At 74.6% G+C, this 22,293-nt stretch carries 19 protein-coding genes and 1 pseudogene; 15 read left to right on the top strand and 5 right to left on the bottom strand.

Annotation, left to right across the window (positions count from 1 at the left end):
- Positions 1 to 48 precede the first annotated feature (48 nt).
- Positions 49 to 4,794: an Lhr family helicase gene (locus tag ACN268_RS29525; protein WP_421486289.1), complete on the bottom strand. Its 4,746-nt coding sequence runs from the start codon at positions 4,792 to 4,794 to the stop codon at positions 49 to 51.
- A gap of 179 nt (positions 4,795 to 4,973) precedes the next feature.
- Here ACN268_RS29525 and ACN268_RS29530 point away from each other — a divergent pair, with 179 nt between their 5' ends.
- The 10 genes and pseudogenes from ACN268_RS29530 to ACN268_RS29575 all read left to right on the top strand — a co-directional run bounded on the left by ACN268_RS29530 (position 4,974) and on the right by ACN268_RS29575 (position 15,414).
- Positions 4,974 to 5,351, top strand: a complete 378-nt coding sequence (locus ACN268_RS29530) for a hypothetical protein (RefSeq protein ID WP_363652117.1) — start codon at positions 4,974 to 4,976, stop codon at positions 5,349 to 5,351.
- Positions 5,352 to 5,457: 106 nt separating this feature from the next.
- Complete coding sequence (locus ACN268_RS29535) at positions 5,458 to 8,292, top strand: Na+/H+ antiporter subunit A (RefSeq protein ID WP_421486291.1); 2,835 nt, start codon at positions 5,458 to 5,460, stop codon at positions 8,290 to 8,292.
- Positions 8,289 to 8,759 carry a Na(+)/H(+) antiporter subunit C gene (locus ACN268_RS29540; protein WP_204923923.1) on the top strand — a complete coding sequence of 157 codons (471 nt, stop codon included), beginning with the start codon at positions 8,289 to 8,291 and terminating at the stop codon, positions 8,757 to 8,759. Before ACN268_RS29535 ends, ACN268_RS29540 begins: the two co-directional genes overlap by 4 nt.
- Positions 8,756 to 10,261, top strand: a complete 1,506-nt coding sequence (locus ACN268_RS29545; RefSeq protein WP_421486292.1) for a Na+/H+ antiporter subunit D — start codon at positions 8,756 to 8,758, stop codon at positions 10,259 to 10,261. The genes ACN268_RS29540 and ACN268_RS29545 overlap by 4 nt, the downstream gene beginning before the upstream one ends.
- Positions 10,258 to 10,839, top strand: a complete 582-nt coding sequence (locus ACN268_RS29550) for a Na+/H+ antiporter subunit E (protein ID WP_421486294.1) — start codon at positions 10,258 to 10,260, stop codon at positions 10,837 to 10,839. Before ACN268_RS29545 ends, ACN268_RS29550 begins: the two co-directional genes overlap by 4 nt.
- The gene (locus ACN268_RS29555; RefSeq protein WP_204923926.1) at positions 10,836 to 11,099 is read left to right on the top strand and encodes a monovalent cation/H+ antiporter complex subunit F; all 264 of its coding nucleotides are present in this window, start codon (positions 10,836 to 10,838) and stop codon (positions 11,097 to 11,099) included. Before ACN268_RS29550 ends, ACN268_RS29555 begins: the two co-directional genes overlap by 4 nt.
- A 142-nt stretch (positions 11,100 to 11,241) precedes the next feature.
- Positions 11,242 to 11,589 (top strand): monovalent cation/H(+) antiporter subunit G, encoded by a 348-nt coding sequence (mnhG, locus tag ACN268_RS29560; RefSeq protein ID WP_421487028.1) that lies wholly within the window; start codon positions 11,242 to 11,244, stop codon positions 11,587 to 11,589.
- Between the two features lie 161 nt (positions 11,590 to 11,750).
- Positions 11,751 to 13,103: pseudogene (locus ACN268_RS29565) on the top strand (hemolysin family protein); the annotation flags it as partial.
- Positions 13,104 to 13,246: 143 nt separating this feature from the next.
- Positions 13,247 to 14,311, top strand: a complete 1,065-nt coding sequence (locus ACN268_RS29570) for a hemolysin family protein (RefSeq protein ID WP_204923927.1) — start codon at positions 13,247 to 13,249, stop codon at positions 14,309 to 14,311.
- A gap of 173 nt (positions 14,312 to 14,484) precedes the next feature.
- A complete protein-coding gene (locus tag ACN268_RS29575; RefSeq protein ID WP_421486296.1) occupies positions 14,485 to 15,414 on the top strand; it encodes a sporulation protein in 930 nt (309 codons plus the stop codon).
- 57 nt (positions 15,415 to 15,471) lie between these two features.
- On the opposite strand, the gene leuE is transcribed toward ACN268_RS29575, so the two are convergent.
- Both leuE and ACN268_RS29585 read right to left on the bottom strand, forming a co-directional pair.
- Positions 15,472 to 16,137, bottom strand: a complete 666-nt coding sequence (leuE, locus tag ACN268_RS29580; protein ID WP_302741451.1) for a leucine efflux protein LeuE — start codon at positions 16,135 to 16,137, stop codon at positions 15,472 to 15,474.
- Complete coding sequence (locus tag ACN268_RS29585; RefSeq protein WP_421486298.1) at positions 16,134 to 17,507, bottom strand: GNAT family N-acetyltransferase; 1,374 nt, start codon at positions 17,505 to 17,507, stop codon at positions 16,134 to 16,136. The genes leuE and ACN268_RS29585 overlap by 4 nt, the downstream gene beginning before the upstream one ends.
- A gap of 38 nt (positions 17,508 to 17,545) precedes the next feature.
- Between ACN268_RS29585 and ACN268_RS29590 the strand changes: the two genes are divergently transcribed.
- Complete coding sequence (locus ACN268_RS29590) at positions 17,546 to 18,886, top strand: aminotransferase class I/II-fold pyridoxal phosphate-dependent enzyme (protein ID WP_421486300.1); 1,341 nt, start codon at positions 17,546 to 17,548, stop codon at positions 18,884 to 18,886.
- Here ACN268_RS29590 and ACN268_RS29595 read toward each other — a convergent pair.
- Positions 18,876 to 19,136: a hypothetical protein gene (locus ACN268_RS29595; RefSeq protein WP_421486301.1), complete on the bottom strand. Its 261-nt coding sequence runs from the start codon at positions 19,134 to 19,136 to the stop codon at positions 18,876 to 18,878. The two genes, ACN268_RS29590 and ACN268_RS29595, sit on opposite strands and share 11 nt — an antisense overlap.
- Positions 19,133 to 19,339: a hypothetical protein gene (locus ACN268_RS29600; RefSeq protein ID WP_421486303.1), complete on the bottom strand. Its 207-nt coding sequence runs from the start codon at positions 19,337 to 19,339 to the stop codon at positions 19,133 to 19,135. Before ACN268_RS29600 ends, ACN268_RS29595 begins: the two co-directional genes overlap by 4 nt.
- A 312-nt stretch (positions 19,340 to 19,651) precedes the next feature.
- Between ACN268_RS29600 and ACN268_RS29605 the strand changes: the two genes are divergently transcribed.
- The 4 genes from ACN268_RS29605 (at position 19,652) to ACN268_RS29620 (ending at position 22,217) form a co-directional block, all read left to right on the top strand.
- Positions 19,652 to 19,855 (top strand): helix-turn-helix transcriptional regulator, encoded by a 204-nt coding sequence (locus tag ACN268_RS29605; protein WP_421486305.1) that lies wholly within the window; start codon positions 19,652 to 19,654, stop codon positions 19,853 to 19,855.
- 71 nt (positions 19,856 to 19,926) lie between these two features.
- Positions 19,927 to 20,616 carry a UdgX family uracil-DNA binding protein gene (locus ACN268_RS29610; RefSeq protein ID WP_421486307.1) on the top strand — a complete coding sequence of 230 codons (690 nt, stop codon included), beginning with the start codon at positions 19,927 to 19,929 and terminating at the stop codon, positions 20,614 to 20,616.
- Between the two features lie 82 nt (positions 20,617 to 20,698).
- Positions 20,699 to 22,012 carry an MFS transporter gene (locus ACN268_RS29615; protein ID WP_421486308.1) on the top strand — a complete coding sequence of 438 codons (1,314 nt, stop codon included), beginning with the start codon at positions 20,699 to 20,701 and terminating at the stop codon, positions 22,010 to 22,012.
- Positions 22,013 to 22,016: 4 nt separating this feature from the next.
- Positions 22,017 to 22,217, top strand: coding sequence for a DUF3046 domain-containing protein (locus tag ACN268_RS29620; protein ID WP_088647147.1), 201 nt, complete (start codon positions 22,017 to 22,019; stop codon positions 22,215 to 22,217).
- Positions 22,218 to 22,293 lie beyond the last annotated feature (76 nt).

A 22,293-nucleotide genomic window follows, 5' to 3' on the forward strand; every position in this document is an offset into this window, starting at 1 on the left:
GCCGCCGGTCGGGACGACCCGGCCGGCGACGCGGGGTGGCCCGGCCGGTCAGCCGCGCAGCCGCAGGCCCCGGGGGGTGGCCCGGAAACCGGCGGCGGTGAGCGCGTCGTGCAGCGGCGAGGAGTGCACCGCCCCGCCGTCGGCACGCTCCACCGACATCGCCCCCAACGCGCCGGAGTGCACCGCGTCGGCGAGCGCCTTACCGGCGGCGGCCAACGCGTCGGCGTCGTCGGTGAAGGAGAGGATCGTCCGGCCACCCCGCTCGACGTAGAGGGCCAGCCCGCCGCCGACCAGCACCACCACCGCCCCGGCCTTGCGCCCGGCCCGGTGCCCGCTGGCCGGGGCGGTGCCGTCACCGGAGTCGACGGCCCGCTCCGGCCACGGCAGCGCCGCGCCGTACGGGTTGGCCGGGTCGGTGGCGGCGAGCACCGTGGTCGGCCCGTCGCCGCGCCCGGAGTCGGCCGGCTCGGCCAGCGCCCGCAGCCGGTCCACCGCCCCGGGCACCGCGAACTGCGCCGCGCCCAGCCCCTCCACGAAGTAGCCGCGCCGGGCCGCGCCGCGTTCCTCCAGCGCGGCGAGCACCGGGTAGACGGCGGCGAACCCGCCCACCACCTGCTCGGCCACCACCGCGCCCCGGGTCACCACCCCGTGCCGGTCGAGCAGCAGGTCGGCCAGGGCGGCGGCCCGCCGGGTCGGATCGGTGTCCCGCTCCGGCAGCCGCGACCAGCGTCCGGCCACCGTGGGCGGACCGCCCCGGCTGGGCAGCGCCACCCGACCCGGGCGGCGGTACCGGGTCCGGGGGGCCGCCGGGCGGGACCGGTGCGCCCCGCCCGCGCCGAGCGCCGCCCGCAGCGGGGCCAGGGTGTCGTTGGTGAGCTGACCCGCCCAGACCAGATCCCAGATGGCCGCGCTCAGGGCGGCGTCGTCGGTGGAGCCCACCCGGTCGGCGAGGGAACGGAAGAACAGCGCCTGGCCGTCGGCGAGCGCGTCCAGCACGGCGTCGTGCAGCGGGGTGCCGGCGAAGCCGTCGTCCGGCGGGGGGAGCAGCAGCGGTGCGACGTCCGCGTACGCCAGGGTGATCCACCCGTCGCCGCCGGAGATCGCCCCCGAACCGGCCCAGACCACCTCACCGCCGGCACACAGCTCGTCGAGTTGGGCGGGGGAGTAGTCGGCGACCCGGGCGGGCAGCACCAGCCGTTCCCACGCCGACGCCGGCACCGCCGTGCCCTGCAACTGCTCGACGGCGGCGGCCACCGCCTCCACCCCGCGCGCCGACGAGCCGACCTGCTGCCAGCGGGGCAGGAAGCCGGCCAGCACGCGGGGCGGCACCGGCTCGATCTCCCGGCGCAGCGCGGCGAGCGACCGGCGGCGCAGCAGCCGCAGCACCTCGGCGTCGCACCACTGGGTGCCGACGCTGTCGGGGGCGAACTCGCCGGAGACCACCCGCCCGGTCGCGGCGAGCCGGCGCAACGCCTGCTCCACCACGAACACCCCGAGCCCGAACCGGGCGGCGCAGGTGGCGGCGGCGAACGGCCCGTGGGTGCGGGCGTACCGGGCGACCAGGTCGCCGAGCGGGTCGGCCACCGGCGTCAGGTACGCCTCGGCCACCCCCACCGGCAACGCCACCCCGAGCGCGTCGCGCAGCCGGGCCGCGTCCTCGATGCCCACCCAGCGCTCCGCACCGGCGATGCGGACCCGCAGCACCCGGCGGGCCGCCGCCAGCTCGGTCAGCCAGCCCTCCGGTACGCCCCGCTCGGCAAGCTCCGCTGCGGTCAGGTCGCCGACGACCCGCAGCAGCTCGACCACGTCCTCGGCGTCGCGGGGGCGACGCTGCTCGGTGCGCCAGCGCACCTGCTGTTCGGTCTCGGCGAGCACCGCCGGATCGAGCAGCTCGCGCAGGTCGACCCGGCCGAGCAGCTCGCCGAGCAGCGCCGAGTCCAGCGCCAGCGCGGCGGCCCGGCGTTCGGCCAGCGGGGCGTCCCCCTCGTAGAGGAACGCGCCGACGTAGCCGAAGAGCAGCGACCTGGCGAACGGCGAGGGGCGTTCGCTCTCGACCTCGACCAGGCGGACCTTCCGGCTGGCCAGGTCGCGCATCAGCTCGGCCAGGGCGGGCTGGTCGAAGACGTCCTGCAGGCACTCCCGGGCGGCCTCCAGGGTGACCGGGAAGTCGGCGTACTCGCGGGCCACGTCGAGGAGCTGGGCGGCGCGTTGGCGTTGCTGCCACAGCGGCTGTCGGCGGCGCGGGTCCCGCCGGGGCAGCAGCAGCGAGCGGGCGGCGCACTCGCGGAACCGGGCGGCGAACAGCGCGGAGGTGCCCACCGAGTCCTCGACCAGCTGGGCGATCTCGTCGGGGGCGAACACCACCACGTCGGCGCCGGGCGGCTCGTCGGCGGTGTCCGGCAGCCGCACCACGATCCCGTCGTCGGAGGGCATGACCTGGGCGTCCACCCCGTAGCGTTCGGCCAGCCGGCGGCCGATCGCCAACGCCCAGGGGCCGTTGACCCGGGCCCCGAGCACGCTGTGCACGGCCAGCCGCCAGTCGCCCAGCTCGTCGCGGAACCGCTCCACCAGCACCGTGCGGTCGTCAGGCAGCGAGCGGGTGGCGGCCTGCTGTTCCCGCAGGTAGGCCAGCAGGTTGTCGGCCGCCCAGTCGTCCAGGCCACCGGCGCGCAGCGCGTCGCGGGCGGTGGCGTCGTCCTGGCGCAGCAACGCCCGGACCCGGCTGCCGATGGCCCGGCCCAGCTCGACCGGCCGGCCCAACTGGTCGCCCTTCCAGAAGGGCATCCGGGCTGCCTGGCCGGGCGCGGGGGAGACCAGCACCCGGTCGGGGGTGATCTCCTCGATCCGCCAGGACGACGAGCCGAGCAGGAAGACGTCGCCGACCCGGGACTCGTAGACCATCTCCTCGTCCAGCTCACCGACCCGGGCGGCGCGTTCCGCCCCGGCCAGGAAGACCCCGAACAGGCCCCGGTCGGGAATGGTGCCGCCGCTGGTGACGGCGAGGCGCTGGGCCCCCGGCCGGCCGGTGAGCACGTCGGTGGCCCGGTCCCAGACCAGCCGGGGACGCAGCTCGGCGAAGGCGGTCGACGGGTAGCGGCCGGAGAGCATGTCGAGCACCGCGTGCAACGCCGAGTCGGGCAGCTCGGCGAAGGGTGCGGCCCGGCGGACCAGCACCGCCAGGTCGCCGAGCGACCAGGGTTCGAGGGCGACCATGGCGACGATCTGCTGGGCGAGCACGTCGAGCGGGTTACGCGGGTAGTGCAGCTCCTCGATCGCGCCGGCAGCCATCCGCTCGGCGACCACCGTGCAGGAGAGCAGGTCGCCCCGGTGCTTGGGGAACACCACGCCCCGGGACACCGCGCCCACCTGGTGCCCGGCGCGGCCGACCCGTTGCAGGCCGGCCGCGACGCTCGGCGGGGCCTCGATCTGCACCACCAGGTCGACCGCGCCCATGTCGATGCCCAACTCCAGGCTGGAGGTGGCGACCACGGCGGGCAGCCGGCCGGACTTGAGCGCCTCCTCGATCTGCTTGCGTTCCTCCCGGGAGACGCTGCCGTGGTGGGCACGGGCGATCACCGCCTCCGCGCCGGCCGCCGTGCCCGACTGGGCCATCGCCTCGGCCGGCGGGCGGGGTGTCCGCAACGGCCCCACCGGGCCGCCCCACCGCTGTGCCCTGCCCGGCTCGTCGGCCCTGCCCGGCTCGTCCGCCCCGCCCGGCCCGTCGCCTGCTCCGCCCGGCCCGTCGGCTCTGCCCGGCCCGTCGCCCGTCCCGGCGGGCGGGGTGGCTCCGGCTGCTTCCCGTTCCTCGGTGGCCAGCTCGTTGAGCCGGGCGCAGAGCCGCTCGGCGCTGCGCCGCGAGTTGGTGAACACGATGGTCGAGCGGTGCGCCCGGATCAGCGCGAAGACCCGTTCCTCGACGGCCGGCCAGATGGACGCCCGGCGGGGGCCGGGGCCGCCGGGAGCGTCGTCCGGCGGCTGCTCGGTCTCGTCGAGCCGGGTCATGTCCTCCACCGGGACCTGGACGCTCACCTCGATCGTCTTGGGGGTGGCCGGCTGGACCACGTCGACCGGGCGGGCGCCGCCGAGGAAGCGGGCGCACGCGTCGATCGGCCGGACGGTGGCGGACAGGCCGATCCGCTGGGCGGGCCGGGCCAGCAGCCCGTCGAGGCGTTCCAGGGAGAGCGCCAGGTGGGCGCCGCGCTTGGTGCCGGCGACGGCGTGCACCTCGTCGAGGATGACCGTCTCGACACCGCGCAGTGATTCCCGGGCGGCGGAGGTGAGCAGCAGGAACAACGATTCGGGGGTGGTGATGAGGATGTCCGGCGGGGTGCGGGCGAAGGCCCGCCGCTCGTCGGCCGGGGTGTCGCCGGTACGCATGCCGACGGTGATGTCCGGTGGTGTCACGCCGAGCCGGGTGGCGGCCTGCCGGATGCCGGCGAGCGGGGCGCGGAGGTTGCGTTCGACGTCGACCGCGAGCGCCTTGAGCGGGCTGACGTAGAGCACCCGGCAGCGGTGCCGGGCGTCGTCCGGGGGTGGCGCGTCGGCCAGCCGGTCGAGCGACCAGAGGAACGCCGCGAGGGTCTTGCCCGAGCCGGTGGGCGCGACCACCAGGGCGTTGCGGCCGGCGGCGATCGAGCGCCAGGCGCCGGTCTGGGCGGCGGTGGGAGCGGCGAAGGCGGCGGTGAACCACTCCCGGGTGGCCGGACCGAACCCGGCCGGGACCGTCGCTCCGCCCGTCGCGTCCTCCTGCCCCGTCGCGTCCTCCTGCCCCCTCGCGTTCTTCCGCCCCGTCACGTCCCCATCCTGCCCCGGCGGTGTGACATTCCGCCGGAGCCGCCGGTGTTCTATCCAACTAAGGGCAAATTGCGCGCTGATTGTACGTTTTACTACTTAAGTCTTACTTAACTGCTTGCTTGTGGCCCACAACATAAAGTAACTTCTCCCGGAACGCCGCACCAGGTGAAAGGAATCGGATGTTCGTCGAGGAGCGTGGCCCGACGCCCGGCACCGACGTGCTCATCCGCAAGGTCGAAGGTCACCTCACCGCCCTGCGGACCAGTCTGCGCGGCCCCGAGCTGGCGCTCGCCGAGCGTCTCGCCGACAGCCTGCGGGAGTTGGTCGTCTCCACCGCGCAGTCCAGCGCCGCCGACCGGGGGCAGGTGCGGGTCGCCGTGCACTACTTCGTGCTCCGCCGGGAGAGTCGCGGCGCCATGCTGCCGGTGCGCTCGCTCGCCGTCGCCCAGCGGGTGGTCGACAAGGTCGCCCTCCAGCTCGGCCGCCCCGACCTGCTCGTCGAGCCCCGGCGTGCCCTGACGCCCGCGCTTCCCGGTGGTGACACGGTCACCGGCTGACCGGACGATTTCCCGAAAACGCCCCATAGGGGGCGGAACTGGCGTGTGATCGGTGCTGGCCGGACAACTCGCCCGGCGCGCGCCGCCAGTTCGACGGGGAGGACGCGTGCTCGTACTGCTGCTCCTCCACCTGGTGGCGGCGCTAGTCGCGCCGCTGCTGGTCCGCTGGTGGGGCCCACGCGCCTGCTACCCGCTGGCGCTGGTGCCCGCCGCCGCCCTCGGCTGGGCGCTGACCCGCACCCCGGCCGTCCACGACGGCGGCGCGGTCGTCGAGACGTACCACTGGATCGGCCAGCTCGACCTCGACGTGGCGTTGCGGATGACGACGCTGTCCTGGCTGATGACCCTGCTGGTCGGTGGGGTCGGCGCGCTCGTCCTGGTCTACTGCGGCAGGTACTTCGCGCCCGGCGCGGCGGGCCTGCCCCGGTTCGTCGCGGTGCTGGTCGCCTTCGCCGGGGCCATGCTCGGCCTGGTCCTCTCCGACGACCTGCTGCTGCTCTACGTCTTCTGGGAACTCACCACCGTCTTCTCCTACCTGCTCATCGGGCACAGCACCGAGCGCCGCTCCAGCCGCTGGGCGGCGGCCCAGGCGCTCACCGTCACCACCCTCGGCGGCCTGGCCATGCTGCTCGGCTTCCTGATCCTCGGCGGGCACGCCGGCAGCTACCGCTGGTCGGAGATCGCCGCCGCGCCACTGCCCGGCGGCGGGACGCTGGTCGCCGCGGTGCTGTTGATCCTGACCGGCGCGCTGGCCAAGTCGGCGATCGTGCCGTTCAACGGCTGGCTGCCGGTGGCGATGGCCGCACCCACCCCGGTCAGCGCCTACCTGCACGCGGCGGCGATGGTCAAGGCCGGTGTCTACCTGATCGGCCTGCTCGCCCCGGTGCTCGCCGACACCGGCCCGTGGCGGCCGGTGCTGCTCACCCTCGGCCTGGTCAGCATGCTCGCCGGCGGCTGGGCGGCGCTGCGCCAGTGCGACCTGAAACTGCTGCTGGCCTACGGCACGGTCAGCCAGCTCGGCCTGCTGACCGTGACGATCGGTACGGGCAGCGCCGACGCCGCGCTCGCCGGGGTCGCGATGCTGCTCGCCCACGCCCTGTTCAAGGCCGCCCTGTTCCTCGTCGTCGGCATCATCGACCACGACGTCGGCACCCGCGACCTGCGGGAACTCTCCGGTCTCGGCCGCCGGGCCCCGGAGTTGGCGGTGATCGCCACGCTCGCCGCCGCGTCGATGGCGGGCGTGCCGCCGCTGCTCGGCTTCGTCGCCAAGGAGGCGGTCTTCACCGCCCTGGCCACCCGTCCGGTGGTGCTCGTCGGGCTGGTCCTGGGCACCGTGCTCACCGTCGCCTACAGCATCCGCTTCCTCTGGGGCGCCTTCGCCACCCGCCCCGGGGTCGCCGAGGCCGCACCGGAGCCGGTCCCGTGGCCGATGCTCGCCCCACCCGCCCTGCTCGCGACAGCCGGGCTGGTCGCCGGCCCGGCCGCCGCCGCGCTGAACGGCCTGCTCGACCCGTACGCGGAACTCTTCGGCCCGCCGCACGACACGCTCGCCCTCTGGCACGGCCTGACCCCCGCCCTCGGCCTGTCCGCGCTGGCCCTGGCCGGCGGGGCCGTGCTGCACGCGGCGCGCGGCCCGCTCGCCCCGGCGCTGGCCCGGTGGAAGCTGCCGTTCACCGGCAACCAGGGGTACGAGTGGGTCACCCACCGGTTCGACCGGCTCGCCATCGAGGTCACCGGGGCCACCCAGCGCGGCTCGCTGCCGCTGTACCTGGGCACCGTCCTGCTGGCCCTGGTGCTGGTGCCGGGCGCGGCCCTGCTCAGCACCAGCCCGTGGCGGACCCGGCTCGCGGTCTGGGACAGCCCGCTGCAACTGGTGGTGGGACTGGTCATCGGGGTCGCGGCGCTCTTCGCGGTCAACGCCCGACGGCGGCTGACCGCGATGCTGCTGGTCGGGGTGACCGGCTACGGCACCGCCATGCTGTTCGTCCTCTACGGGGCACCCGACCTGGCGCTGACCCAGTTCCTGGTGGAGACCGCCACCATCGCCGTGTTCGTGCTGGTGCTGCGCCGGTTGCCGGAACGGTTCTCGGCCCGGCCGCTGCGCCGCAGCCGGTGGGCCCGCCGGGTGCTCGGCGTCGCCGTGGGCGTGGTGCTGGCCGGGCTGGCGCTGGTCGCGTCCGGGGCCCGGACCGCCGTGTCCATCTCGACCGCCTTCCCGGTGCTCGCCGTCGCCGAGGGGCACGGCCGCAACGTGGTCAACGTGACCCTGGTGGACATCCGGGCCTGGGACACCATGGGCGAGCTGTCGGTGCTGGTGGTGGCCGCCACCGGGGTGGCCAGCCTGATCTTCGAGCGGTCCCGCACCGGGCCGCGACCGCGTCGGGTGGAACCCGCCACCGCCGGCCACGGCGACCGACCGGTGTGGCTGCGCGGCGGGACCACCCTGCACGCGCGCCGCCGGTCCATCGTCTTCGAGGTGGTGACCCGGCTGCTGTTCCACACGATCGTGCTCTTCTCGCTGTTCCTGCTCTTCTCCGGCCACAACGCGCCAGGCGGCGGCTTCGCCGGTGGCCTCGTGGCGAGCCTGGCGCTGGCCGTGCGCTACCTCGCCGGTGGCCGGTACGAACTGGCCGAGGCGGCCCCGGTCGGGGCGGGCACGGTGCTCGGCGCGGGGCTGGCGATCGCCGTCGGCGGGGGCGTGGTCTCCCTGCTGACCACCGGCACCGTGCTGGCGAGCACCCGGGTCGACCTGCCGCTGCCCGGCCTCGGCGGGCCGTACCTGGTCACCTCGCTCTTCTTCGACATCGGCGTCTACCTGATCGTGGTGGGGCTGATGCTGGACATCCTGCGCAGTCTCGGCGCCGAGATCGACAGGCACATCGAGGCGGCCGGCAAGTCCGACCGGGGGCTCGTCGTCGACCACGAGGGGGACCGGCGGTGAGGGACGGCGGGGCGGGCCCGACGCTGGTGCTGGTGATCGCCGTGGGCGTGCTCACCGCCACCGGGGTGACCCTGCTGCTGGAGCGCAGCCTCACCCGCATCCTGCTCGGCGTCATCCTGCTCGGCAACGGGGTGAACCTGCTCATCCTGGTCGGTGGTCGCTCCGGCGGTGCGCCGGTGGTGGGCGCCGGCCCGGACGACGCGATGAGCGACGCGCTGCCGCAGGCGATGGTGCTCACCGCCATCGTGATCACCTTCGGGCTGACCGCCTTCCTCGCCGCCGTGGCGTACCGGAGCTGGTATCTCGGCGGCGACGACGAGGTCCAGGACGACGTGGAGGACCAGCAGATCGTCGCGCTCGCCGCCCGCAACGAGGTGCCCAACGCCGACCTCGGCGGCGAGGGGCCCGGCGACGACCCCGAACAGGTGGACCCGGAACCGCCCCGCCGACCGGGCGGCATCCGGTGAACCGCCTCGTGCCGCTGCCGGTGGTGGTGCCGCTGCTCGGGGCCGCCCTCACCCTGATCCTGGTCAGCCGGCCCCGGTTGCAGCGCACCGTCAGCGTGGTCGCCCTCGCCACCAACCTGGTGGTCGCGGTGCTGCTGCTGGTGCGGGCCCACCGGGACGGGCCGGTGGTGACCGAGGTGGGCGGCTGGCCCGCGCCGGTCGGCATCGTGCTGGTCGCCGACCAGCTCGCCGCGTTGATGCTGGTGGTCTCGTCGGCGGTCACGCTCTGCGTGCTGTTGTACTCCATCGGCCAGGGCCGCGCCGAGACCAGCGAGTCCGCGCCGGTGAGCATCTACCACCCCACCTACCTGGTGCTGACCGCCGGGATCACCAACGCGTTCCTCGCCGGTGACCTGTTCAACCTCTTCGTCGGGTTCGAGATCCTGCTCGCGGCGAGCTTCGTGCTGATCACCCTGGGCGGCACCGAGGCCCGCATCCGCACCGGTTCGACGTACGTGGTGGTCAGCATCCTCTCCTCGATGATCTTCCTGACCGCCGTGGGACTGGTGTACGCGGCCACCGGCACCCTCAACATGGCGCAGCTCGCCGGCCGGCTCGACGCCCTGCCCGACGGCGTACGGCTGGCGTTGCAGTTGACGCTGCTGCTCGCCTTCGGCATCAAGGCGGCGCTCTTCCCGCTGTCCGCCTGGCTGCCGGACAGCTACCCGACCGCCCCGGCACCGGTCACCGCCGTCTTCGCGGGCCTGCTCACCAAGGTCGGCGTCTACGCGATCATCCGGACCGAGACGCTGCTCTTCCCCGGCGGTGCGGCGTCCACCCTGCTGATGGTGGCGGCCGGACTGACCATGGTGGTCGGCGTGCTCGGCGCGGTCGCCCAGTCGGACATGAAGCGGCTCTTCTCGTTCACCCTGGTCAGCCACATCGGCTACATGATCTTCGGGGTGGCGTTGGGCACCACCGCCGCGCTCTCCGGCGCGATCTTCTACGTGGTGCACCACATCACCATCCAGACCACCCTGTTCCTGGTCGCCGGCCTGGTCGAGGAGCGGGCCGGCAGCACCGACCTGCGCCGGCTCGGCGGGCTGGCCCGGATCGCCCCGCTGCTGGCGGTGCTCTACTTCGTCCCCGCGATGAACCTGGCCGGCATCCCCCCGTTCTCCGGCTTCCTCGGCAAGGTCGGCCTGCTCGAGGCCGGGGTGGCACACGGTGGCGTGCTGCCCTGGGCGCTGGTCGTCGCCGGCACGCTGACCAGCCTGCTCACCCTCTACGCCGCCTCCCGGGTGTGGAACATCGCGTTCTGGCGGGCCCCGCGGCTCGCCACCGCCGACCCGGTTCCCCGGCTGCCCGCGCTGATGATCGGGGCGACCGCCGCCCTGGTGGTGCTGGGGCTGGCCCTCACCGTCGCCGCCGGCCCGCTGTTCCAGGTCACCGCCGACGCCGCCGACGACCTGCGACTGCGTACCCCGTACGTGCGGGCCGTCCTGCCCGGCGGCCCGTCGTGACCGGCCGGACGCGTCGCCGGGCCGGTACGCCGCCGCGTACGGGACGCCGCCGCGACCAGCTCATCGCCCTCGGCTGGCTGGTCCTGGTCTGGAACCTGCTCTGGGGGAACTTCTCCCCGGCCAATCTGCTCGCCGGCCTGGTGGTCGGCGGGGCGGTGCTGGTGTTCTTCCCGCTCCCACCGGTCTCCTTCGGGGGTCGGCTGCGGCCCCGGGCGCTGCTCCGGCTCGCCGGGGGGTTCGTCGTCGAGCTGGTCAGCGCCAGCATCCACGTCGCCGCCATCGCCGTACGCCCCGGCTTCCGCCCGCGCGGCGCGATCATCGGGGTGCGGCTGCGGGTCCGCACCGACCTGAACCTGGCGCTCACCGCCGAGCTGCTCTCCCTGGTGCCGGGCACCCTGATCGTCGAGGTCGACCGGGATGCCGGCGTCCTCTACGTGCACGTGCTCGACGTGCGGTCCCCGGCCGACCTGACCGGCAGCCGCGACCGCATCCTCGCCGTCGAGGAACGGATCGTGCGGGCCGTCGGCTCCGCCGCCGAGCTGCGGCAGCTCACCACCGAACCCACGGAGGCCCCGTGACCGTCGTCCTCGCCGTCGTCCTGACCGTGCTGCTGTCGACCACCGCCCTGCTGGCGCTGGCCCGGATCTACCGGGGCCCGTCGCTGCTGGACCGGGTCATCGCCGCCGACCTGCTGCTCGCCACCATGCTCGGCGCGGTCGGCGCGGAGGCGGCGGTGAACCGGCACGCCACCACGCTGCCGGTGCTGGTGGTGCTCTCCCTACTCGGCTTCGTCGGCTCGGTCGCCCTGGTCCGCTTCGCCGCCCGGGAGGAGCCGTGACCCGGCCCGTCCCGGGGTCGGGCCGTCATCCCGGGCCCGGCCACGACCGGTCGCCGGTCCGCCACCGCACGCCGGGTCGGGGCCTGATGCCGGCTCCCGGCCGGATCGCGCCGGTTCCGGCCGGGGGAGGGCGGCCGTGAGCGTGGGTGCGGTGATCGACTGGCTGGGCGCCGTCGCCCTCGTCTCCGGGGCGCTGCTCAGCCTCGCCGCCGGGATCGGCGTGCTGCGCTTCCCGGACGTGCTGGACCGGATGCACGCCGCCACCAAACCGCAGGTGCTCGGGGTGCTGCTGTTGCTGCTGGGGCTGGTGCTGCGGCTGCGTACCGCGGCCGACCTGGGCATGATCCTGCTGGTCGGGGTCTTCCAGCTGGCCACCGCCCCGGTGGCCGCCCAGATGATCGGCCGGGCCGCCTACCGGTCCGGCCGGGTCGACCGCAGCCTGCTCGACGTCGACGAGCTGGCCGGGGACCCGCCCCGCGCCCCTGACTAACGCGACGAGCAGGAACTTTGCGCCCACCCTCAGCGGGCATCCAGCAACCGCCGATAGAATTGCGGCATGATCGACTCCTCTGCCCAGGAGGGCAGCAGTAGCCAGCCGGGTCGTGCCCGGCAATCCTCCGCCCCGACGTCCACGGGAGCCCTGAGCGACCCGTGTTGATCGTCGTCGGCCTCGCACTCATCATCGTTCTCACCGCCGCCACCGGCTACTTCGTAGCCCAGGAGTTCGGCTACGTCGCCGTGGACCGGGGCAAGCTCAAGCAGCTCGCCGACGACGGCGACGCCAAGGCCGCCCGCGCCCTGGAGGTCACCGGGCGGCTGTCGTTCATGCTCTCCGGGGCACAGCTCGGCATCACCGTGACCGCCCTGCTGGTCGGTTACGCCGCCGAGCCCTACCTCGGTGCCGGGCTGGCCGAACTGCTCGGCGGCGTCGGCGTCGCAACCGGCGTCAGCCTGCCGCTGTCGGTGGCGTTGGCGCTGGTCATCGCCACCGTCGTGCAGATGGTCCTCGGTGAGTTGGCCCCGAAGAACCTGGCCATCGCCCGCCCCGAGGTGTTGGCGCGGGCGCTGAGCCGGTCGACTCTGATCTACCTGAAGATCGCCGGGCCGCTGATCACGCTCTTCGATCGGGCCGCCGTCCGGCTGCTGCGCCGGGTCGGCATCGAGCCGATCGAGGAGCTGCCCAGTGGTGCCACCCCGGCCGACCTGGAGCAGATCATCGCCGAGTCCCGGGAGGAGGGGCATCTCGACGCCGAGATGTCCGACCTGCTCGACCGGGGTCTCGACTTCCGGGAGCTGACCGCCGGGGAGGCCATGGTGCCCCGGGTCGACGTGCACACCATCCGGTCGCACGAACCGGTCAGCCGGGTGGTCGAGCTGCTCGACACCGGTCACTCCCGCTTCCCGGTACGCGGCGTCGACGGCGTCGACGACCTCGTCGGCGTGGTCGGCATCGCCGACGTGCTCGGGGTGCCGCCGGCCGAGCGCGCCACCACCCCGGTCAGCGCGGTGGCCGTACCGCCGCTGCTGGTGCCGGAGACGCTGCCGCTGCCCACGGTGCTGGACCGGCTGCGTTCCGGGCACCGGCAGCTCGCCTGCGTGGTCGACGAGTATGGCGGCTTCGCCGGCGTGATCACGCTGGAGGACATCGCCGAGGAACTCGTCGGACCGATCCGCGACGAGGACGACCCGCCCGAGCCGGCCCCGATCCGGCAGGAGGACGGCTCCTGGGTGGTGCCGGCCCGCTGGCGGATCGACGAGGTCGCCGACAGCACCGGCATCGCCCTGCCCGAGGCCCCCGAGTACGACACCCTCTCCGGGCTGGTCATGCGGGAGTTGGGCCGGGTGCCCGAGGTGGGTGACCGGCTGGAGATCAGCCTGCCGGTCGACCACGACGAGCCGGCGGAACGGCCGACGGCCCTGGTCGAGGTGCTCGCCGTGGACCGGCACGTGGCCGACTCCGTCCGGCTCACCCTGGCCGCCGACCAGGCCGCCGACGGGGAACCTCCGGCCGCCGGTGGCGCGGGCGAGCGACGCCGCGCCACGAACGTCCGCGCCGGCGGCACCGGGGGCGATCGACGCGGCGGCGCGAACGCCCGTGCCACCGGCGGTGCCGACGTGCGCGTCACCCCGGGTCGGGAGGATCGGTCATGAGCCCCACCGTCGCACTGCTGGTGTCGGTGCTGCTGCTCGCCCTCAACGGCTTCTTCGTGGCCGCCGAGTTCGCCCTGGTGGCGGCCAAGCGCTACCGGTTGGAACAGACCGCCGCCACCGGCAGCCGGGCCGCCCGCGCCGCCCTGGACGGGGTTCGCGAGCTGTCCCTGATGCTGGCCGGCGCGCAGCTCGGCATCACCCTGTGCACCCTGGGCCTGGGTGCGCTCGCCGAACCGGCGATCGAACACCTGATCAGCCCGCTGCTGCACACCGTCGGCCTGCCGGAGGCGGCCAGCCACGTCGTCGCGTTGATCTTCGCATTGGGGCTGGTGACGTTCCTGCACCTGGTGGTCGGCGAGATGGCCCCGAAGTCGTGGGCGATCACCGACGCCGAGCGCTCGGCGACCCTGCTGGCGCTGCCGTTCCGGGCCTTCGCCCGGGTCGCCCGCCCGGTGCTGTCCGTGCTCAACGCCCTGGCCAACGCGATGCTGCGGCTGGTGGGGGTGCAGCAGCAGGACCAGCTCGCCCAGGTCCACGGTCCGGATGAGCTGCGCATCCTGCTCGAACAGTCCCGCGAGCACGGGCTGCTCGGTGCCGAACAGCACCAGATGCTGACCAGCATGCTGGAGTTGCAGGGCACCACCGTCGCCCAGGTGATGGAACCCTTCGACCAGATCGTCACGGTCCACCGCAACGACACCGCCGAGCGGATCGAGCAGGTCAGCCGGGACAGCGGCCGGTCCCGGCTCGCCGTCCTCGACGACGGCGGTGAGGTGTGCGGGCTGGTGCACGTACGGGAGGCGGTCCGGGCCGTCACCACCAGCCGGGCGGCCACCGCCGCCGAGCTGATGACCCGGTCGTTCACCCTGCCGGCCACCTCCTCGGTCACCGAGGCGGTCGCCGCGATGCGCGCCGACCAGGCCCAGTTGGCGCTGGTCCGCAACGGTGGCGGCCCGACCCGGCCGATCGGTTTCGTGGCGCTGGAGGACCTCCTCGAAGAGGTCATCGGCGAGTTCGACGACGAGACCGACCCGATCCCGCGGGGCCGCCGGATGCGCTGACGGCCGTAGCGCCCGGCGCTGAGCAAGATCGACACAACGGGGGCGATGTGGTGGTGTCGGACAGGAGTTGACACCGCTACATCGCCCCCTTCGCGTCGAACAATGCGGTAGCCCTGCCTGGTCTGGCGCCGGGTCGAGGAGTGCGGAGCCGGTGAGCGGGAACCCGCACGGTCATGCGGTTGACCGGTGTGTCCCGGGAATCCGGTGTGACCGGGTTGTCGGTGAGCACCACCCTCACCAATCCGAGCACCCGCCCGGGGCTGCGGCTGCCGGGGCGGGTGACCCTCAGCGCCGGGTCGCAGGACGTGCCGATCCGGCACGTACGGCTGGGTCTGGTGGCGACCGCCGAACCGGAGGACCCCCGTTCGCCCCGTCGCCTCGTGCAGTACCACCAGGTGCCGGTGGGGGGACGGTTCGTCGTACCGGCCGGTCGGCGACGGGCCATCGACTTCGCCGTACCGCTGCCGTGGGAGACCCCGGTGACGATCTTCGGCGGGGTGCCGTTGATGAGCCTGCGTACCGGACTACGTACCGAGGTGTCGGTGGACCCGGAGCTGGAGCAGGGCGCGATGGTGCCGGTCTTCATCCATCCGTTGCCCGCCCAGCAGCATGTGCTCGCCGCGCTGGACACGCTGGGTTTCGTGCTGCGGCAGGCGGGACTGGTGTCGAGCCGGCTGCCGGGGGTCGCGCAGACCCTGCCGGTGCACCAGCGGCTCGGCTACTGGGTCGCCCCGCTCTACGCCGGCCCGATCACCGAGCTGGAGCTGATCTTCGTGACCAACTCCGCCGGCCTGGAGGTGCTGCTGTGGATGGACCGGCGGCTGTCGTTGACCGGGATCAGTCACCAGAGCATCAGCCGGTTCCGGATCTGGCACACCGGTACCGACCAGCAGGACTGGGTCTCGGTGGTGGACGGCTGGTTGCGTACGGCGATCGACCGGCACGCGGCGGCGGCCTCGGACGCGCACTGGTCGGCCCGGATCACCGAGTCGGCCCACGTCAGCCGCCCGCCCGACGAACCGGTGCGGCCGGGCTTCGGGTTGGGCGGCACCGCCGGGAGTGGGGGGATCGGCAGCGGGGGCGGAGGTGGCGACGGCACCTGACCCGCCGGCCGCAGCGGGCGGGTCAGGTGCCGTGTGTCGTGTGCGGGGTGGGGCGGGTCAGACCGAGGCGGTGGCGAGCTTGATGCCGAAGCCCAGGAAGAGCATGCCGACGCCGGTGGTGGCTCCGGCGGCCAACCGGCGACGCTGCCGGAACTGGGCGGCCAGGAAGGTACCCGCGAAGATCAGCGCGGTCAGGTAGAGCGCGCTGGTCACCTGGGCGATCAGCCCGAGCAGCAGGAACGACAGCGCCGGCCAGGCATAGCCGGGGTCGACGAACTGGATGAAGAACGAGATGAAGAAGAGGATCGCCTTCGGGTTGAGCAGGCTGATCACCAGCGCCTTGCGGAACGGGCTGCGCAGCGCCTCCGGCTCGGCGGCGTCGATCAGCCGGGGTGTCGCGGGGTCGTTGCGGTCGCGCCACCGCCGCCAGGCCCCCCGCAACATGGTCAGCCCGACGTAGCCCAGGTAGGCCGCGCCCGCGTACTTGATCACGAGGAAGAGCGGCGGATACGCCTTGAGCAGCGACGCCACCCCGGCGGCGGAGAGGATCATCAGCACCGAGTCGCCGAGGAAGACCCCGCCCGCCGCCCGGTAGCCGGTCGCCACGCCGCGCTTGGCGGCGGTGGAGAGCACGAAGAGGGAGTTCGGCCCCGGCAGCAGGATGATCGCCACGGTGCCCAACACGTACGTCCAGATGTCGGTGATGCCCAGCACGCCCGTCATCCTCGCTCCGCCGGTGCCGGACGGTGAAGCCATTCCCGCAGCCTGGCCTGTGCGTTCGGCCACTCGTCGACGGTCATGGCGTACTGCACGGTGTCCCGCCAGGAGCCGTCCGGGCGCTGCCGGTGCATCCGCAGCACGCCCTCCCGGGTCGCGCCGAGCCGGGCGATCGCGGCCTGCGACCTGGTGTTGCGGATGTCGGTCTGCCAGACCACCCGCACCGCCCCCAGGTCGTCGAACGCCCGACCGAGCAGCAACAGCTTGGCCTCGGTGTTGACGGCGCTGCCCCACCACGCGCGGCCGAGCCAGGTGTACCCGATGGCGACGCAGCGCCGCGCCGGGTCGAGGTCGTAGTAGGAGGTCGACCCGATGACCGCGCCGGTGCGGGCGCAGCGCTGCACCCACGGCACCCGTTCGCCGCGCTGCCGGGCGTCCAGCGCGGTGGTGACGACGGCCCGCATCGCGGCCGGGTCGGTGGGCGTCGGGTGGCTCAGGTGGGCCCAGACCTCCGGCTCGGCGGTGGCGGTGAAGAGGTCGTCGGCGTGCGTCGCGGTGAGCGGTTCCAGCAGCACGTGCCCGCCGTGCAGCGGCACCGGCTCGTACCACGGTGACGTGGCGGAACCCGCCCCCGACGGTCCGGCGGCCCGCGCTTCCGCCTCGACGGGCCCGGCGGCGTCGGACGGGCCGGTGACGTGCGCCGGGCCCGGGCGGGCCGGTCCGGCCGGCTCCCGCACCGGGGTGCCGGACAGGTAGGCCGGCAGCGGGGCGGCCACCCCGGTGTCGGGCTCCGGCGGGCCGGCGACCTGCCGCAACGGCACCACCCCGGCCCAGTACGGCAGGTCGAGGTCGGCGGGTTCGTCGCGGACCCCGCCGGTACGGGTCCGGACCGACACCTCGCGCAGCGGCAGCGCCAGGACGGCGGTCTCGGCCAGCTCCCGCCGGCTCGGTGGACGGCTGTCGGCGGCCCGCCCGGCGGCGGCCTTCTCCACCAGGGCGGTCAGCACCGTGCGCTTGTCGTCGTCGTCGGTCACCAGGTGGGCGGTGCCGTGGGCGACGACCGAGCGGTAGTTGGCGCTGTGGTGGAACTGGGAACGGCCGAAGACCAGCCCGTCGAGCAGGGTCACGGTGACGCAGACCGGCAGCCCGGCGTCGCCCCGGGCGGCGAGCAGCGGCCGGCTGCCGGTGGAGCCGTGCAGGTAGAGGGTGTCACCGACGCGGACGTGCAGGGTGGGCAGCAGTCGGGGCTCACCGTCGACCACGAACCCCAGCACGCAGTGGTAGGCCTCGTCGAGCACCGCGTGGGCGGTGGCCCGGTCGTAGCTCATCCGGTCCCGGCTGCGGTTGGCGGTGGTGCGTGCGGTCGGCGCGTACATGTGACATCCCGCCTTTGTTCTAGTACGATCCTGAAACTGTGGCAGCACATTATCAGATCCTCGGGTCCACGTCCGCCGCGATTTCGGCGAGCGTGGAAACCGGCATCCGCAGCGGCGCGCTCGCCGCCGGTGACGCGTTGCCGCCCGTCCGCGCCCTCGCCACCGCGCTGGCGGTCAGCCCGGCCACCGTCGCCCGCGCCTACCAGGAGCTGCGCCAGCGGGGTCTGGTGGTCACCGCCGGCCGGCACGGCACCCGGGTGCGGCCCCGGCCGCCGGTCGCCCCCCGCCGCGCCGCGCACGCCCCGGCCCCCGCCCCCGGCACCCGGGACGTGTCCCACGGGCAACCCGACCCCCGGCTCCTGCCGCCGCTCGGCCCGCACCTGGCCGCGCTCGCCGACACGGTCGGCCCACCCGTCGGATACGCCACGACCGGCGTGCACCCCGCCCTGGCCGAGGCCGCCCGCTCCCGGCTGGCCGCCGACGGGGTGCCCGCCGACGAGCTGACCCTCACCGGGGGTGCGCTCGACGGCATCGAACGGCTGCTCGCCACCCACCTGCGCCCCGGTGACGCGGTGGGCCTGGAGGACCCGGGCTGGGCCAACCTGCTCGACCTCGTCGCGGCGCTCGGATTGCGGCCGGTCGGCTTCCCGGTCGACGACGAGGGGCCCGTCGTGGCCGGGGTGCGCGACGCCCTCGCCCTCGGGGTGCGGGCGCTGGTGGTGACCAGCCGGGCGCAGAATCCGACGGGCGCCGCCGTCTCCGCCGGCCGGGCCGGGGAGTTGCGGGCCCTGCTCGCCGACCGCCCCGACCTGCTGCTGATCGAGGACGACCACGCCGCCGAGCTGTCCCGGCTGCCGGTGCACCCGCTGGCCGGTGCCACCCCGACCTGGGCCTTCATCCGCTCGGTGAGCAAGCCCTACGGGCCCGACCTGCGGCTGGCGGTGCTGGCCGGAGACGAGGTGACGGTGTCCCGGGTGGCCGGCCGGGCCCGGGTGGGGGCCGGCTGGGTCTCCACCGTCCTGCAACGACTCGTCCTGTCGCTCTGGCACGATCCGGCCACCACCGCCCTGGTCGACCGGGCCGCCGACGCCTACGAACGTCGCCGCCGGGGGCTGCTCACCGCGCTCGCCGAGCGGGGCGTGGCGGGGCACGGCCGCAGCGGCATCAACGTCTGGCTGCCGGTGCCCGACGAGACCGCCACGGTCACCGCGCTGCGCGACGCCGGCTGGTCGGTGGCGCCCGGCGGCCTCTCCCGGCTCGGCAGCCCGCCCGCCGTCCGGATCACGGTCAGCGCGCTCGACGACGCCGATCTCGTGCCGCTGGCCGACGCGGTGGCGGCGGCGGTCCGTCCCGCCGGCCCGGTCGGTTTCACCGCCTGACCCGCGCCGTCGGCCTGCTCCCGCCCGGTTGCGCGGGGGTGGGCTCCGGCGGCGCGGTCAACCCCGCCGGGCGTACGAAGACCTTGCGGCGGGAGACCGCGTCGCCGGCCGCGTCCAGTTGGTAGCCCTCCAACCAGACCCATCCGTCGTACGTGGGCCAGTCGAGCACCCGGATGACCCGCAACCGGATGGGCCGGAGGAACTGCACGCTGGCGGCGCTGGTCACGTACACCAGGTCGCCGGCCTTCACCGGCCGTCCCGGTCCCGTCGGGCGCGCAGCTCCCGCTGGACGCGCCGGTCCCGCCAGGCGCGCAACGTCGCGCCCGCGTCGGCGAGGCGGGCGCACGAGTCGTCCGGCCGGCACCTGGAGCAGACGTTGCGGTGGTGGAAGTCGACGACGTAACCGGCCATCACCACGGCGAACGGTGGCTCGCCGGAGCGCGGCTCAGGCATCGGGCCAGCACCCCCGGTTGGGCCGGTCGGAGCGGCGCGCGCCCCACCTCACCTCGGGGACCTGTCGATGCGGCGCGGCCCGCCGGCCGGCGGGGGAGTGCCGCACGGCAGCCGCCGTCGGGGGCAGGGGTCTGGCCCGTTGTACGACGTCGACGGGCTCAGTCGGCCGGTGGAACCACTTGCAACGGGACATGCCGAGCGCTCCTGACGCTAGGAGTTTACGTGACGTAAACCTTACATCCGAAGAGTGAGTTGGGTATAGAGTCTCCGCTTCTGGAAGCGTGCGCACGCTGTATCCGTAGCGTCTGACGGGTGGAAGTAGCGTTGATGGGTGCGGCAGAGATCCAGGAACGCCTGGGCGTCTCCCGGCAGCGCGCCTACATCCTGATCAACCGACGGGACTTCCCGGCTCCGGCGGCGACCCTCAGGATGGGGAACGTCTGGCTCAAGTCCGATGTGGAGGCGTGGATCGCCGAGAAGCGTCCGCACCTGCTCGAAAGCGACGACGAAGCGTAGGGAACCCGGGTCGACGGGACGCCCGGCGGGTCCCTCGTGGACTCCCGACGGGACCGGGTAGAACAGTCGCCATGGCCGAGCAGACCGACGCACCCGGTGCCCAGCAGTTCATCCCGCCGCAGGCCGGCACACTGGCCGAGCTGCGGGCCGCGGCCGCCGGTTGCCGGGGCTGCGAGCTGTACCGGGACGCCACCCAGACCGTCTTCGGTCGGGGCGACGAGAGCGCCCGGGTGGTCTTCGTCGGCGAGCAGCCCGGCGACCTGGAGGACCAGCACGGGCTGCCCTTCGTCGGCCCGGCCGGCCGGCTGCTGCGCCGGGCGGTCGACGACGCCGGCCTCGACCCGGCCCACCTCTACATCACCAACGCGGTGAAGCACTTCCGGCACGAGCTGCGCGGCCGGCGTCGCATTCACCAGACCCCGGACCGGGTGCACATCGCCGCCTGCCGGCCGTGGCTGGTCGCCGAGTTCGCCCGGCTCCGCCCCGACCTGGTGGTGGTGCTCGGCGCGACGGCGGCGAAGGCCCTGCTCGGCCCGACGTTCCGGGTCACCCGGCAGCGTGGCGGGCTGCTGCCCTGGCCGGCCGCCGCCGAGCACCCGGCGGACTTCACCCGGGCTCCGGTGGACCGCGCCGACGCGCCCGCCGCCCGGGTACTCGCCACCATCCACCCGTCGGCGGTGCTGCGCGCCGACAACCAGGACGTCGCCTATCGGGGGCTGGTGGACGACCTCACGGTGGCCGCCCGCGCCCTGGCCGGCTGACCGCCGGACCGCACGCCCGGGAACCCCGGTGCGGATGGGTGGCCGGCTGCGCGAGGATGGCCTCCCCGGACCAGGAGCTGCGATGACCGTCGACCTGCGCGTGCCCACCCGGCCCGACGTCGCCCCGATCCAGCGACGTACGTTGCGGCTGCTCGTCGCCACCCAGACCATCGGTGGGGTCGGGGTGGCGATCGGGATCTCCGTCGGGGCGCTGCTGGCGGCCCGGGTCGCCGGCACCGCCGTGGCCGGGCTGGCGCAGAGCTGCGGGGTGGTCGGCGCGGCGCTGCTCGCCGTACCGGTCACCCGGATCATGAACGGGCACGGCCGGCGGCCGGGGCTGGTGGTGGCCTACCTGACCGGGGCGGTCGGGGCGCTGCTGGTGGTGCTCGCCACGGCCACCGGCGGGGTGCCGCTGCTCTTCCTCGGGATGCTGCTGTTCGGCGGCGGCACGGCGGCCAACCTCCAGGCCCGCTACACGGCGGTGGACCTCGCCGAACCGGCCCGTCGGGGCCGGCAGCTCTCCCTGGTCGTCTGGGCCACCACCATCGGCTCGGTGGCGGCCCCCAACTTCGCCGCGCTCGCCGACCGGGTCACCCGGTCCCGGGGGCTGCCGTCGCTGGCCGGCCCGTTCGCGTTCAGTGCCGTCGCGTTCGGCCTGGCCGCGGTCGTACTGCTGCTGTTGCTGCGGCCCGACCCGCTGCTGACCGCGCGGCGGCTCGCGGCGGCCGAGGCGGGTGCGCCGCCCGGGGCCGCCACCCCGGCGACAGCCGCGCCGGGCGCACGGCGGGCCGGCATGCGGGTGGCGTGGCAGGTGGTGCGCCGCCGGCCGGCGGCCCGGCTGGGCATCGTCGCCGTCGCGGTCGGCCACCTGGTGATGGTCGCGGTGATGGCGATGACCCCGGTACGCCTCGGCGAGTCGCACTCCGACGCGGACGTGCTGCGGGTCGTCGGCATCGTGCTGAGCGTGCACATCGCCGGCATGTACGCGTTCTCGCCGGTGGTGGGTTGGCTCACCGACCGGTGGGGCCGGCGTGCGGTGATCCTCACCGGCGTCGGCACCCTGCTTTCGGCGTGTGCGGTCGCCGGCACCGCCGGGCACCACACGCCGCGCCTCTCGGTCGGCCTGGCGCTGCTCGGGCTGGGCTGGTCGGCGACCATGGTGGCCGGTTCGACGCTGCTGTCCGAGGCGGTGCCGTCCCGGGTACGCCCCAGCGTGCAGGGGCTCTCCGACCTGACGATGGGGCTGGCCGGGGCGGGCGCGGCGGCGGCCAGCGGGTTTGTCATGCGGGTGGCGGGTTATCCGACCCTGTCCCTGCTGGCGGCGATCGCGGTGGTGCCGCTGGTGGCGCTAGCGTTGCGGCGGGTGCCACCGACGGCACCCGACGAGGAGGAGTGATCACGTGCGGCTGACCGACTTCTGGACCCGGCTGGACGAGGCGTTCGGGTCGGGCTACGCGGCCAGCATCGCCAGCGACCAGGTGCTCTCCCAACTCGACGGGCGGACCATCGAACAGGCCCTCGCGGCCGGCGAGCAGACCCACGTGGTGTGGCGGGCGGTGGTCGCCGCGTACCCCGACCGGGTGCCCGCGCGACTACGCTGAGCTGCCGTCGCACCCCGTCCGCGTGTCGCTTGCCGGCTCGTACACCTGTTCGGCTATTGTCCACAGCGGGGTGCTC

It is taken from the genome of Micromonospora sp. WMMD735 (genome assembly GCF_049178995.1).
In the GTDB taxonomy this organism is placed as follows: domain Bacteria; phylum Actinomycetota; class Actinomycetes; order Mycobacteriales; family Micromonosporaceae; genus Micromonospora; species Micromonospora wenchangensis.